Below are 13,654 nucleotides of genomic sequence, written 5' to 3'. Positions count from 1 at the left end.
GATGCCTGCCTTACCCTGATTAAAGAACGGTCAGCCTCGAATCTGTAATGCCAGGTTGTCCGCTTCCAGCCGCTGACAATACTGACCCAGGTTATCGGCGGGTGGCGGCAGAGCCGCTCTAGGTTGCTGAGCCTGATGATTCAGGCAGCTAATCAGATCCTGCTGCTGGTTCTGCTCCAGCATGAGTTCAAAGTCGATCATCTGCTGATAGCCCGCAGAGTCCAGCTGGGGTTTCAGATTGCGGCGTAACTGACGATAAGCCGTCAGTTGTGTTTCGGTTGCAGCCAGAGCCTGTTCCAGCTGGCGGATTTCAGTTGTCGACAGGGCGTACTGCTGGGTATCAAGCCAGTGCAGCAGCAGCGCCAGATTGACGTTTCCCTGAAATTCGTCCTGCAGTTGCAGGCATGCCAGGCTGACGCCTTCTAAGCTGTAGTGCTGGAGGCAGAAGCGCCAGAATAAATCGGCCTGAAAGCCTTGAACCCTCGGGTGATCAGTTGCTGACATTGAATTCCTGCTCCATGCTTTCAAGTTGCTCCTGCAATTCCATCCACGCCATTTCGACGTCTTCCAGCTCACTTTTGGCCTGGCTCTGCGTCTGCAGTGCCTGATTCAGCCGCACCTTGTTTTCGGCTTCGTAAATACTGCCATCGGAGAGTGCCGCTTCAGCCTGAGCTAGAGTCTGGCTCAGTTTCTCCATCTGAGTATCCAGTTTCTCAATCTGTTTCCGCAGCGGTGCGGTCTGTTTGCGGAATTCAGCTTCCAGACGTTTTTGTTCTTTGCGGGAGGCAGCACTGTTGTCCTTACTGGCTGATTCCGGCTTGGTGGCCTGTTGTTCCCGGCGCTCGTTACGTTGCTGTTCGGTCAGCCATTTGTGGTAATCGTTGAGGTCGCCGTCGAATGGCTCAACCTGGCGGTCATGGACCAGATACAAATCATCGGTCGTCGCCCGCAGCAGGTAACGATCGTGACTGACGATTACCATCGCACCTTCGAAGGACTGCAATGCCAGTGTCAGTGCCTGACGCATGTCGAGATCCAGATGGTTGGTCGGTTCGTCAAGCAGCAGCAGGTTCGGACGTTGCCAGACAATCAGTGCCAGCACCAGACGGGCTTTCTCTCCGCCGGAAAACGGGCCGACCAGGTCCAATGCTTTGTCGCCTTTAAAACCGAAGCTGCCGAGGTAATCACGCAGTTGCTGCTCAGTGGATTCCGGGGCCAGACGGCTCATGTGCTGCAGCGGCGTTTCGTCCAGTCGCAGGGTTTCCAGCTGATGCTGGGCGAAGTAGCCAATTTTTACGCCCTGTGAGTAGGTCAGATCTCCGGCCTGAGGCGCCAGCTCGGCAGACAGCAGTTTGATCAGGGTTGATTTACCGGCACCGTTCCGGCCCAGCAGACCAATCCGGCTGCCCGGCACCAGATTGAGACGAATTTTGTCGAGGATTTGGACTTCTCCGTAACCGGTGGCCACCTGATCCATCATGATGATTGGATTGGGCAGGCTGTCCGGCTCGCGGAATTCGAAGTTGAACGGGTTATCAAACTGAGCTGGCAGTACCTTTTCCATGCGTTCCAGTGCTTTAATCCGGCTCTGAGCCTGGCGGGCTTTGCTGGCTTTATACCGGAAGCGGTCGATATAGGATTGCATGTGCGCCATTTGTTTCTGCTGTTTCTGGAACATCGACTGTTGCAGGATCAGCTTTTCGGCGCGCTGGTTTTCAAACGACGAGTAGTTGCCCGTGTATTCGTTCAGGTGCTGGTTTTCGACATGGATGATCCGTCCGACCACAGGATCGAGGAAATCGCGGTCGTGGGAAATCAGAACCAGCGTCCCCCGGTAGTTCTGGAGCCATTTTTCCAGCCAGAGAACTGCATCCAGATCCAGGTGGTTGGTCGGTTCGTCGAGCAGCAGCAGATCAGAGCGGCACAGCAGGGCCTGAGCCAGGTTGAGACGCATCCGCCAGCCACCGGAGAACTGCGTCAGATTCCAGCCCATCTGATCCTGTGAGAATCCGAGGCCATCCAGCAGTTCGGAGGCCCGGGCTTTAATGCTGTAGCCGCCAATGGCATCCAGCTGGTCGTGCAGCAGGGCAACTTTGTTGCCGTCATCGGCCTGTTCGGCAGCCAGTAAGGCTTGCTCCAGCTGACGGTATTCACGATCGCCGTCGATGACATAGTCCAGGGCGGTCCGCTCCAGAGCCGGGGTTTCCTGCGCCACCCAGGCCAGTTCCCAGTGCGACGGGACGGAATGCTGACCGGCATCTACACTCAGTTCGCCTTTGATCAGGGCAAACAGGGTGGATTTACCGCAGCCATTCTTGCCAACCAGGCCGACTTTATCGCCCGGATGAATGGTGGCCGTTGCTTGATCCAGCAGGACGTTGCCGCCCCGGAGCAATTGAATATCAGAAAAAGTGATCATTGCCTGTTACTACCGGCTGTTGCCGCTCCACAACAAATAGGTGACTGGTGCGGGAGTCTATAACAATCTGCGTTGAACTGCGAACAGGTGCAGGGGGTGCCGGGAAAGGATTCATATTTTTGCCGTTGAAATCTCAGGAACAAAGCGATCCACACGGCGGCAGAATTCGGTATGATGCTTTGATGAGTCCTGTCAGTCCGGCTCATGCGGTGACTCAGGGAAATGAGGAAAAGGCCTATGGAACAAGCCCCACCACGTATTCTTCTTATTTATGCGCATCCGGATCCGGATGCTTCCGTGGCGAACAAAGCCATGCTGTCTGCCGTGGCAAATCTGCCTCACGTGACCTTTCACGACCTCTACGGCAAGTACCCAGATTTTTTTATTGATGCGGCCTGTGAACGGGAATTAGTCAGTCAGCATGACATGCTGGTTTTTCAGCACCCGCTTTATATGTATTCCTGCCCGGCTTTGCTCAAAGAGTGGATAGATGTGGTGCTGAGTAAAGGCTTTGCCCACGGAGAAGGGACGGGGACCAAAGGCAAGTACTGGCGCTCGGTGATCACCACCGGCGGAGCTGCGGAAGCTTACACACCGGATGGGTATAACCGCTGCAGCGTGGCTGAGATTTTGAAGCCTTTTGAGCTGACGGCTGAGCTGTGCCAGATGCACTGGCTCCCGCCTCTGGTGCTCCACTGGGCACGGCGCATCCCGGATGCAGAGCGTCGGGCGCATGCACAATACTACCGGGAGTGGCTGATGTTACCTCTGGCAGAAGCAAGTCAGGAGGGGAAACATGGCGTCTGATGTATTAACCAGCAGTGTTGTGTTCTTGGCGGCGGCTGTGGTTGCAGTTCCGGTGGCCCAGCGACTCGGGCTGGGGTCGGTGCTCGGGTATCTGCTGGCCGGGATTGGCATCGGCCCCTGGGGGCTGGGACTGATCAATGATGTCGAGGCGGTTCTGCATTTTTCAGAATTCGGTGTGGTTTTGCTGCTGTTTCTGATCGGTCTGGAACTGAACCCCGGCAAACTGTGGCAGATGCGCCAGCCGATCCTTGGTCTGGGCGGCAGTCAGGTCGTACTGACCAGCCTGGTCATTGCCACGGTTGTGCTGTTGTGTGAGCAGTTCATCGGGAATCTGGACTGGCGGGTGGCGCTGGTGATTGGGATGGGCTTGGCCCTGTCTTCAACGGCGATTGCCCTTCGGGTGATAGAAGAGCAAGGGATCGGACGTTCGGATACTGGTCAGTCCGGCTTTGCCGTGCTGCTTTTTCAGGATATTGCCGTGATCCCGATGCTGGCTTTTCTGCCCTTACTGGCGGGAAGCGAGGGCGGCAACTGGCTGGATCTGGTCGCCATGGTGGCGGGAATCGCTGTGCTGCTGGTGGGCGGCCATTTCCTGTTACGACCGCTGTTTCGCTGGGTCGTGATGTCCGGGGTTCGGGAACTGTTCACCGTGACAGCGCTGCTGCTGGTTATTGGGATCGCGCTGGGCATGGAAACGCTGGGTCTGTCGATGGCACTGGGAACTTTTCTGGCGGGCGTGCTGCTGGCTGAGAGCGAGTACCGCCATGAGCTGGAGATCGCCATAGAGCCGTTTAAGGGACTGCTGCTCGGCCTGTTTTTTATCTCAGTCGGCATGGCGGTGAATCTGGGACTGTTGCTGGATTACCCCCTGCAGATCCTGGCGGCGGTTGTCGCACTGGTAGTGGTAAAAGGACTGCTGCTGTATCTGCTTGCGCGTTTGTTTGGCATTCAGGCCAAATCCCGCAGCCAGATGGCGGCTATTCTCAGTCAGGGAGGCGAGTTTGCATTCGTGCTGTTCACGGCGGCCCAAAGTGAGGGATTGCTCAATGCAGAGCTGACCGGTTTTTTGCTGGTGGTGGTCAGCCTGTCGATGATGACCACGCCGCTGGTGCTGCGTTTACAGGACAAATGGTTCGTCCGTACCTTTCAGGCTGAGGCGGGGGATGAACCTGAATCGGATGTGATTGATCGGGAACCCAGGGTGATCATTACCGGGTTTGGCCGTTTCGGGCAGGTGGTAGGACGGCTGTTGTTCGCCAATAAAATCCGGGTGACGATTCTGGAACGGGATCCCGGTCAGATCCAGTTTCTGCGCAAGTTCGGCTATAAGGTGTATTATGGCGACGCCAGCCAGCTTGACCTGCTGCGTGCCGCCGGAGCCGAGAAAGCGGAAGCCATTATTATCTGCACCGACAGTCCGGAGGAGGTGATGCAGGTGGTGGCAATTTGCCAGCAGCACTTTCCGCGTCTGAAGATTCTGGCCCGGGCCCGCAGTCGGGTGGAAGCGCACCAGCTGCTTAGCCACGGTGTTGATATGTTCTCCCGGGAAACCTTTGCCGGTGCGCTGGATTTAGGTCGTCAGGCACTGGTGGCACTGGGAATGCACCCATATAAGGCCAAGCGGGCTGAGGCACATTTCCGGAAACTGGATACCACCGCTTTACGGGATTTGTTGCCGCAGCATTCGGAAGATGTGCACCTGGCAACCCGAGCAAAAGAAGCCCGCAAAGAGCTGGAAGAGATTTTTGACCGCGAGATGCGCGGTGAGCGTGAGCGGCATAACGGCTGGGACTGACCCGCCGTAAATTGAGACCATCCCAAGCAGTACAGGAAGGGAGCTATGACCAAGAAACGATTTATCGCCGGTGCGGTGTGCCCGGCCTGTCAGCAGCAGGACACGTTACGCTGGTGGCTGGAAAATGAGGTGGAGAAAGTCGAATGTGTCGCTTGTCACCACACGGATACCCGCCTGCCGAAATCTGTTGAAGACAGCAAACATGTGGCCGGAACGGCTCAGGAACAAGTGATCGGTATTTTTAAGCCGGAATGAATCCCGGCCGAATTTTCGATCAGTATTGGCGTCTGGCAGGGCAGATCCGGTATGATTACAGGTTAAATCCCCTGCTCAAATTCGGAGTAAACATGAAAGTCGCTAAAGACACCGTAGTAAGCCTGGCTTACCAAGTGAAAACCGAAGAAGGTATTGTCGTTGATCAGTCAACCACAGATGCGCCGCTGGATTACCTGCACGGCCACAACAACCTGATCATCGGTCTGGAAAAAGCTCTGGAAGGCCGTGCAGTTGGCGATAAGTTCGAAGTGACTGTGGCACCGGAAGAAGCATACGGCGAGCACCATGCAGAAATGGTTCAGCGCGTTCCGGCTGAAGTGTTCCAGGGTGTGGACGAAATTACTGTTGGCATGCGTTTCCTGGCAGACACCGATCAGGGTCCAATCCCGGTAGAAGTGACTGAAGTTGACGGCGACGAAGTTGTTGTTGACGGTAACCACATGCTGGCGGGCCAGACACTGACGTTTGATGTGGAAATTGTTGCGACTCGTGCTGCAACGGAAGAAGAAATTTCTCACGGCCATATTCATCAGGCGGGCGGTTGTGGACACGACCACGACCATGATCACGACCATGAAGGTGGTTGTTGCGGACATGACCACTAAGTCATGACGGCAAAACGGGAAGCGCAGGCTTCCCGTTTTTGTATCAATGTTTTTCCCTCAGTAGTGAGGGGGTGGTGTTTCTTCGCTCTCACTGGCGATATTGGAAACTTGACCTGACTTCACTTTGCCCACCAGATAGCGCATCTGGACCTGCATCTTATCGATCAGAAACTGCTGTTGCGTCAGCGCGTCATTGAGCTCTTCAATCGTCTGCTCCTGAAAAGCCTGTTTCATTTCCAGCTCATCTATCTGAGCCTGTAGCTTTTTTTCAATGTCTGTCATGGTTGATGATCATCGGTCATTCGGGACGGTGCCAATCCTGAGCAATGCCGGCTGAGTTGCCTGAGCGGACATCGCCGAGTGGCGTAATGGCCACATCATACACCACCGCTGACCCCGGGCGCTCGTTTTCTTGTGTGGCCGCTTGCCAGTAGCCCTGTCTGTTGCCAGTCACGGTGTTCCACAGTTCAACCCGGCGGGAGGGCGTGCCGGTAGCCAGTTGCAAGCCATCATCAGAAAAGCGGGCACTGGAGAAGTTTTGCTGCCTCAGACGAATGTTCAGAGAAGCTTGTTTCTGCCCGTTCGTTAAATTCCAGATAAACGCCTCGTTGCCGCTGTCGGCTGTCATTGCCAGCTTGCCGTCTCGCTGCAGGCTCACCTGATTAACCCGCATCGTGTGCTCAAACTGATACAGAATCTGACCGGTTTGGGTATCCCAGAGAAAAGCACGTTTGTCATCACCGCCGGAGAGGGCGTAGTGGCCATTTGGAGAAATGGCTACAGAATTCACTTTTTCCCGGTGGGCGAGGAACTCCAGCCGTCTTCCGTTGCCCAAGTTGACGTACAGTGCTTTGCCGTTTGACAGGGCCAGCAGCACCTGCTTGCCGTCATTCGCGATTGTTGCATCCCGGATGATGCCGTCGGAGATCGACCAGAGTCCCTGAGCCTGTCCCCAGGCCAGATCCCAGATTGCAAAGTTCTGTGCTGTTGCGGTGATCGCGTAGCGGTGATTGTCTGAAATATCACTATTTGTCACGGTTGTGTGATGTGGATCTTGAGAACCTAAACTCGCTAACTTTTTGTTTTGCTGTAGATCCCAGAGCACGATACCTTGTTGGGCTGAATAAAATAAGGCAAAGCGGCCATCCCTGCTCAGACTGAAAGCGGTTGCGCCTTGCGGTGCCAGATCCCAGCGCTGACGTTCGGGACCTGAAATATCGCAACCTGAGACAGAGATCAGGGTCAGAATGAAAATGGCTGCTATAAAAATGTGACGCATGTGCTGACTTTCCGTGTTTCGGCCGCTTTTGCCCGGTGTTGATCCCATTGAAACCCGGGTGTTATCACCAACGGCAAGAAAAAAGTTGGTATTAGTATATTGATATGGCATGGTTTTAACACAACTGTGAAAAATTATGCATAAAGTTAAGAGCTTAGCCTCTGGAAAAATGGAGAGAGAGATGAAACCAGTTCTGAAAGTGTCTTTACTGGCAGCAACCATTCTGCTGGCAGTAGGTTGTCAGGATGAGAAAACCTCGGCACCTGCAGAAAAAGCAGAGTCAGCTGCTCAGGTTGAGCAGACTGCAGCCGAAGCGACAAAAGCGTTTGAATCTGAAGATCAGAAAGCCGCTTACGCAATTGGTGCTTCGCTGGCACAGTACTTGTCTGCAAACCTGGAACAGCAAAAAGAGCTGGGCCTGGAACTGAAAAAAGAAGATGTCCTGGCTGGTGTTAGTGATGTATTCGCCGGCAACAGCCGTCTGAGCCAGGAAGAAACTCAGCAGACGTTGCAGGAACTGGACAAGCGCGTTTCTGATATGATGGCGACGAAAGCCAAAGCAGAAGCTGAAGAAAATGCCAAAACAGGCGATGACTTCCGCGCTGAGTTCGAGAAGCAGGAAGGCGTGAAGAAAACTGAGTCAGGTCTGCTGTATGCAGTCGAAACTGAAGGTCAGGGCGATAAGCCGAAATCCACCGACACTGTGAAGGTTCACTATAAAGGTACGCTGGTTGACGGGACTGAGTTCGATAGTTCTTACAAGCGTAACCAGCCTGCAACTTTCCCGCTGAATCAGGTGATTCCGGGCTGGACTGAAGGCGTTCAGCTGATGCCTGTCGGTTCTAAGTTCAAGTTTGTGATTCCGCCTGAGCTGGCATACGGCTCTCAGGCCAACCCAAGCATTCCTGCAAACTCAACGCTGGTATTTGAAGTTGAACTGCTGGATATCGTGAAGGCCAAGAAAGACGCTGACGACGAGTAATCGTTCATTGTCTGCAATTTCCAAAAGCCCGGCTATAAGCCGGGCTTTTTTATTACTTCAGTCTGGTTTCTGTCCTATTTTGTGCGTTGCAAATTTCATTTTGTGAAGACCTGTATTCATATTCTGATAAACTTGCAAGCAAGAATTGAATTTTTCCCCGTTTCGTTGAAATGCAGGATTGCCTGTAAAACCGGGTCACGGGAATGAGCAAGGAAGACAGGAAAGTGGTATCAGCAGATAACTTTGGCACTGAAGTCATGGTGGAAAGTGACTTAATTGAAACCCGAACGTTTACCGAACATGACTTTACCATTTTACGTTCATATGAAGCCGTCGTTGATGGCCTGGCCGCACTGATCGGCCCGTTCTGTGAAATTGTGCTGCACTCACTGGCAGACCTGAATACTTCGGCGATCAAAATTGCCAATGGTGAAAACACCGGTCGTAAGGTGGGATCGCCCATCACGGATCTTGCCCTGCGAATGTTGCGAGATATCGAAGGGTCGGAACGTAATTTTTCCCGTGCCTATTTTACGCGTGCCAAGGGTGGGGCTCTGATGAAGTCCATCACCATCGCTATCCGTAATGCCGATGACAATATCATTGGTCTGCTGTGTATTAACGTGAATCTGGATGCGCCTTTCTCTCAGATCCTGCAATCTTTCATGCCGACCGATGAAGCTAAACAGGCGGCATCCAGTGTGAATTTTGCCAGTGATGTGGATGAGCTGGTGGATCAGACGGTTGAACGCACGATTGAAGAAATCAATGCAGACAAGAACGTGTCGAACAATGCGAAAAACCGTCAGATCGTGATGGAGCTGTACGATAAAGGTATCTTTGATATCAAAGATGCGATTAACCGTGTGGCCGATCGTCTGAATATTTCCAAACATACCGTGTATCTCTACATTCGGCAGCGTAAAACCGAGGATGGCGAAAAATGAGCCTGACTTTTGCGCTGGTGGTGGATGGCCCGGCCTACGGGACACAGAACGCCAGAAGCGCATTGCAGTTTGCACAGGCAGTGATTGCAGCCGGCCATCAGTTACAGCGGGTGTTTTTCTATCAGGACGGGGTTCACAACGGCTCTGTTCTGGTCTCACCGGCTTCGGACGAGTTTGATTTGCTGGCAGCCTGGCAGCAACTGGGCCGTGAACATGAGGTTGAACTGCAAACCTGTGTGGCTGCGGCACTTCGGCGGGGCGTTGTCAGTGAGCAGGAAGCCAGTCAAAACACGCTGCCCGGCAACAATCTTGCCGACGGCTTCGAACAGGCGGGGTTGGGTGGCCTGGCAGAAGTGCTGCTGAGTGCTGATCGCGTCATTCAGTTTTAATCAATTCGGAAATCCTTATGTCGATTGGGTTCGTTTTTCGTTCCGTCCCCCATGGCAGTAACAGCGGCCGGGAAGGGCTGGATGCTGTGCTGGCAACCTCTGCTTACAGTGAAGAAATCCAGCTATTCTTTATCGGGGATGGGGTCTGGCAATTATTAAAAGGGCAGCAGGGCGACCAGGTTCTGAGCCGTGAATACAGTGTCGCGTTCAAGATGCTGTCCCTCTATGACATTGAAGACATCTGGGTTTGCTGCGAATCGCTGTCAAAGCGCGGACTGTCGGCGGATGATTTGCTGATTGACGCTGAAGTTCTGGGCCGCGATGAATTCAGTCACAGGCTGCATCGCTGTCAGAAATTACTGAGTTATTAACCCGCAACCTGCCAACGGGGCGATTTATGCTACACATGGTCTTTTCCTCTCCTTTTCAAAATCGCGCTTTACAGCAATGTGCTGAACAGCTCCTGCCGGGCGATGATGTTTTGTTGTTGCAGGATGCGGCAGTGGCTGCCGTGTCACCGGGTCAGCTGGATCAGGTGCTGAGTCAGGGTGCGTCAGTGTATGTGCTGGAAGCGGATCTGCTGGCCCGGGGGCTGGCAGGGCGCACGTCCTCTGAAGTCGAAGTGATCGATCACAATCAATTTGTCGAGCTGACGATCAGCCATCCGAACAGCATGAAATGGGCATAGTGACGGGTGATGAAAAAGAGAACAGACCAGTGAAAAGCAGTGATTAAGAAATGATCATTGCTGTGATCGCTGTATATATCTTGACACCTTATAGTCCGACGCCTAAAATTTCGCGTCCTCCTGTTGTTGGGAGGCGGATTTTTCACCTTTACGAAAGTAAATAATCAGGAGCTATTTAATGGCAACTATTAACCAGCTGGTACGCAAACCACGTGCAAAGCAAGTTGTTAAAAGCAACGTGCCTGCGCTAGAAGCGTGTCCACAAAAGCGTGGTGTATGTACTCGTGTATACACTACTACTCCAAAAAAACCAAACTCCGCACTGCGTAAAGTATGTCGTGTACGTCTGACCAACGGTTTTGAAGTTACTTCATACATCGGTGGTGAAGGTCACAACCTGCAAGAGCACAGTGTTGTTCTGATCCGTGGTGGTCGTGTTAAAGACCTTCCGGGTGTGCGTTACCACACTGTTCGTGGTGCACTTGACTGTGCAGGCGTTAACGACCGTAAACAAGGTCGTTCTAAGTACGGTGTGAAGCGTCCTAAGTCTTAATGGAATCCGTTAAGTAAGGCCAAACACTAAATTAACTGTAATTTTGAAAAAACTGAAAAGTTTTGGATAAAACCTGAAGAAGACAACGGAGAATTTCCATGCCACGTCGTCGCGTAATTGGTCAGCGTAAGATCCTTCCAGATCCTAAATTCAAATCTGAATTGCTGGCAAAATTCGTCAACATCCTGATGGTTGACGGTAAGAAATCTACTGCAGAGAAAATTGTTTACACTGCACTGGATACTATGGCTGAGCGCTCTGGTGAAGAGCACCTGGCTATTTTTGAAAAAGCTCTTGAAAACGTTCGCCCAGCGGTAGAGGTTAAATCTCGCCGTGTAGGTGGTTCAACTTACCAGGTACCAGTAGAAGTACGTCCAGTACGTCGTAATGCTCTGGCTATGCGTTGGTTGGTTGAAGCTGCGCGTAAGCGTGGTGAAAAATCTATGGCTGCTCGTCTGGCTGCTGAAATGCTGGACGCATCCGACAACAAAGGTTCTGCTGTTAAGAAACGTGAAGACGTTCACCGTATGGCAGAAGCGAACAAAGCGTTCGCACACTACCGCTGGTAATTTCGTTATTAGCGACTGGGCGCAGCAGGCTTGGCCTGCTGCGCCCATACCATTTTCTAAGGATAACCTTAGTAAGAGGATTCAATCGTGGCTCGCAAAACTCCTATCGAGCGTTACCGTAACATCGGTATCTGTGCTCACGTAGACGCCGGGAAAACAACCACGACCGAGCGTATCCTGTTCTATACAGGTCTTTCCCACAAAATTGGTGAAGTACACGACGGTGCCGCTACCATGGACTGGATGGAGCAGGAGCAGGAGCGTGGGATTACCATCACCTCTGCTGCCACTACAACCTTCTGGCGTGGTATGGATGCTCAGTTCCCAGAGCACCGCATCAATATTATCGACACCCCAGGACACGTTGATTTCACTATCGAAGTAGAGCGTTCTCTGCGCGTACTTGATGGTGCAGTGGTTGTTTTCTGTGGTTCATCAGGTGTCGAACCGCAGTCTGAAACCGTATGGCGTCAGGCTGATAAATACGAAGTACCCCGTATGGTCTTCGTGAACAAGATGGACCGTGCAGGCGCAGACTTCCTGCGCGTGATTGATCAAATCAAACACCGTCTTGGCGCAAATCCGGTACCAATTCAATTGAACATTGGTGCGGAAGAAGAATTCAAAGGTGTGATCGACCTGATTAAAATGAAAGCGATCAACTGGAATGAAGCCGATCAGGGCATGAGCTTCTCTTATGAAGACATTCCAGCCGACATGCAGGAACTGGCCGAAGAATGGCACACAAACCTGGTTGAAGCGGCAGCTGAAGCGTCTGAAGAGCTGATGGATAAGTACCTGGAAGAAGGGAACCTGTCAGAAGATGACATCAAAGCCGGCTTGCGCCAGCGTACGCTGAATAATGAAATTGTTCTGGCGACCTGTGGTTCTGCATTCAAGAACAAAGGTGTGCAGGCTGTCCTGGATGCCGTCGTTGAATTCCTGCCATCACCGACGGAAGTCAAAGCAATCCGTGGTGAAGACATGGATGGTAACGAAGTGATCCGCCATTCCAGCGACGAAGAACCGTTTGCTGCGCTGGCATTCAAGATCGCAACGGACCCGTTTGTGGGCACCCTGACATTTATGCGTGTCTATTCTGGTGTTGTGAATTCAGGCGATACCGTCTACAACACGGTAAAAGATAAGCGTGAACGTTTCGGGCGTATCGTACAGATGCATTCGAATAAACGTGAAGAAATCAAAGAAGTTCGAGCTGGCGACATCGCGGCAGCAATCGGTCTGAAAAATGTGACGACGGGTGACACCCTGTGCGATCAGGATCATAAAGTAGTCCTGGAACGTATGGATTTCCCAGAGCCGGTTATTCAGATTGCTGTTGAACCAAGGTCGAAAGCTGACCAGGAAAAAATGGGTATTGCGCTGGGTAAGCTGGCTGCAGAAGACCCATCTTTCCGGGTGGAAACGGATGAAGAATCTGGCCAGACCCTGATCTCAGGGATGGGCGAGCTTCATCTGGATATCATCGTTGACCGTATGAAGCGTGAGTTCAGCGTTGAATGTAACGTTGGTAAACCTCAGGTTGCTTACCGTGAAACTATCCGTGGTAAGACGGAAGTTGAAGGTAAGTTCGTACGTCAATCTGGTGGTCGCGGCCAGTACGGTCACGTATGGCTGAAGATTGAACCTTCTGAGCCGAATGCCGGTTTTGTCTTCGTTGACGAAGTCGTTGGCGGTGTGATTCCGAGAGAATATATCGGAGCCGTGGCGAAAGGTATCGAAGAGCAGATGAAAAATGGTGTGCTTGCCGGTTATCCGGTACTGGACGTCAAAGCGACGCTGTTCGATGGTTCATACCACGATGTTGACTCGAGCGAAATGGCGTTTAAGATCGCCGGTTCTATGGCGTTCAGGAAGGGTGCACTTGATGCTCAACCTGTCATTCTTGAACCTATGATGAAAGTTGAAGTAACCACTCCGGAAGACTGGATGGGTGATGTTGTTGGTGACCTGAACCGTCGTCGCGGCATCATCGGTGGTATGGATGAAGGTCCGGCTGGACTGAAGATTATCCGTGCGCAAGTTCCGCTTTCAGAAATGTTTGGTTACGCAACGGATCTTCGTTCTGCTACGCAAGGCCGCGCATCCTATTCGATGGAGTTCAGCGAATATGCTGAAGTTCCGAAGAATATCGCCGACGGTATCGTCGCTGAGCGCGGTTAAACATCAGCAGAAATATTGCGTCCGCTTCGGTTGGCGCATAAAATACAACTTCTGACGCGTCCCGCCAGTCAGCGGGGCGAATCACAACTAGGAAGGAACACGATCGTGTCTAAAGAAAAATTTGAACGTACGAAACCGCACGTTAACGTTGGTACTATCGG

The 13,654-nt window shown here is 52.5% G+C and carries 16 protein-coding genes; 12 read left to right on the top strand and 4 right to left on the bottom strand.

Features of this window, described 5'->3' with window-relative positions:
- Positions 1–30 precede the first annotated feature (30 nt).
- Together SPK40_RS17230 and SPK40_RS17225 are read right to left on the bottom strand one after the other, a co-directional pair.
- Positions 31–504: a TIGR02444 family protein gene (locus SPK40_RS17230; RefSeq protein WP_330961335.1), complete on the bottom strand. Its 474-nt coding sequence runs from the start codon at positions 502–504 to the stop codon at positions 31–33.
- Positions 491–2,419 (bottom strand): ABC transporter ATP-binding protein, encoded by a 1,929-nt coding sequence (locus SPK40_RS17225; RefSeq protein ID WP_330961334.1) that lies wholly within the window; start codon positions 2,417–2,419, stop codon positions 491–493. Before SPK40_RS17225 ends, SPK40_RS17230 begins: the two co-directional genes overlap by 14 nt.
- Positions 2,420–2,656: 237 nt before the next feature.
- Between SPK40_RS17225 and kefG the strand changes: the two genes are divergently transcribed.
- The 4 genes from kefG (at position 2,657) to slyD (ending at position 5,902) form a co-directional block, all read left to right on the top strand.
- Entirely contained in the window at positions 2,657–3,226 is a 570-nt protein-coding gene (gene kefG, locus SPK40_RS17220) for a glutathione-regulated potassium-efflux system ancillary protein KefG (RefSeq protein WP_330961333.1), read from the top strand.
- Positions 3,216–5,021 (top strand): glutathione-regulated potassium-efflux system protein KefB, encoded by a 1,806-nt coding sequence (kefB, locus tag SPK40_RS17215; protein ID WP_248144389.1) that lies wholly within the window; start codon positions 3,216–3,218, stop codon positions 5,019–5,021. Before kefG ends, kefB begins: the two co-directional genes overlap by 11 nt.
- 45 nt (positions 5,022–5,066) lie before the next feature.
- A complete protein-coding gene (locus SPK40_RS17210) occupies positions 5,067–5,276 on the top strand; it encodes a YheV family putative zinc ribbon protein (protein WP_036754556.1) in 210 nt (69 codons plus the stop codon).
- 92 nt (positions 5,277–5,368) lie between these two features.
- Positions 5,369–5,902, top strand: a complete 534-nt coding sequence (slyD, locus tag SPK40_RS17205; protein WP_248144387.1) for a peptidylprolyl isomerase — start codon at positions 5,369–5,371, stop codon at positions 5,900–5,902.
- 57 nt (positions 5,903–5,959) lie between these two features.
- Here slyD and SPK40_RS17200 read toward each other — a convergent pair whose 3' ends face one another.
- Together SPK40_RS17200 and SPK40_RS17195 are read right to left on the bottom strand one after the other, a co-directional pair.
- Positions 5,960–6,184 carry a SlyX family protein gene (locus tag SPK40_RS17200; protein ID WP_330961332.1) on the bottom strand — a complete coding sequence of 75 codons (225 nt, stop codon included), beginning with the start codon at positions 6,182–6,184 and terminating at the stop codon, positions 5,960–5,962.
- Between the two features lie 16 nt (positions 6,185–6,200).
- Complete coding sequence (locus tag SPK40_RS17195) at positions 6,201–7,181, bottom strand: WD40 repeat domain-containing protein (protein ID WP_330961331.1); 981 nt, start codon at positions 7,179–7,181, stop codon at positions 6,201–6,203.
- 181 nt (positions 7,182–7,362) lie between these two features.
- On the opposite strand from SPK40_RS17195, the gene fkpA reads away from it, so the two are divergent.
- The 8 genes from fkpA to fusA all read left to right on the top strand — a co-directional run bounded on the left by fkpA (position 7,363) and on the right by fusA (position 13,493).
- Positions 7,363–8,163, top strand: a complete 801-nt coding sequence (gene fkpA / locus SPK40_RS17190; protein ID WP_330961330.1) for an FKBP-type peptidyl-prolyl cis-trans isomerase — start codon at positions 7,363–7,365, stop codon at positions 8,161–8,163.
- Positions 8,164–8,420: 257 nt separating this feature from the next.
- Entirely contained in the window at positions 8,421–9,110 is a 690-nt protein-coding gene (locus tag SPK40_RS17185; RefSeq protein WP_371929389.1) for a helix-turn-helix transcriptional regulator, read from the top strand.
- On the top strand, positions 9,107–9,499 hold the full coding sequence (tusD, locus tag SPK40_RS17180) for a sulfurtransferase complex subunit TusD (protein WP_248144382.1): 393 nt from the start codon (positions 9,107–9,109) through the stop codon (positions 9,497–9,499). The genes SPK40_RS17185 and tusD overlap by 4 nt, the downstream gene beginning before the upstream one ends.
- A 17-nt stretch (positions 9,500–9,516) precedes the next feature.
- Positions 9,517–9,870: a sulfurtransferase complex subunit TusC gene (gene tusC, locus SPK40_RS17175; protein ID WP_330961329.1), complete on the top strand. Its 354-nt coding sequence runs from the start codon at positions 9,517–9,519 to the stop codon at positions 9,868–9,870.
- Between the two features lie 26 nt (positions 9,871–9,896).
- Positions 9,897–10,187 carry a sulfurtransferase complex subunit TusB gene (tusB, locus tag SPK40_RS17170; RefSeq protein ID WP_248144380.1) on the top strand — a complete coding sequence of 97 codons (291 nt, stop codon included), beginning with the start codon at positions 9,897–9,899 and terminating at the stop codon, positions 10,185–10,187.
- 178 nt (positions 10,188–10,365) lie between these two features.
- A complete protein-coding gene (gene rpsL, locus SPK40_RS17165) occupies positions 10,366–10,740 on the top strand; it encodes a 30S ribosomal protein S12 (protein WP_004399892.1) in 375 nt (124 codons plus the stop codon).
- Between the two features lie 98 nt (positions 10,741–10,838).
- Complete coding sequence (gene rpsG / locus SPK40_RS17160) at positions 10,839–11,309, top strand: 30S ribosomal protein S7 (RefSeq protein ID WP_036754546.1); 471 nt, start codon at positions 10,839–10,841, stop codon at positions 11,307–11,309.
- A gap of 87 nt (positions 11,310–11,396) precedes the next feature.
- Positions 11,397–13,493 carry an elongation factor G gene (gene fusA / locus SPK40_RS17155; protein ID WP_248144379.1) on the top strand — a complete coding sequence of 699 codons (2,097 nt, stop codon included), beginning with the start codon at positions 11,397–11,399 and terminating at the stop codon, positions 13,491–13,493.
- Positions 13,494–13,654: the final 161 nt, after the last annotated feature.

Origin of the sequence: Photobacterium sp. 53610, assembly GCF_036409375.1 — a bacterium.
Lineage (GTDB): Bacteria > Pseudomonadota > Gammaproteobacteria > Enterobacterales > Vibrionaceae > Photobacterium.
Note: the sequence above shows the minus strand (reverse complement) of the source record. Positions and strands in the feature narration are given on the sequence as shown.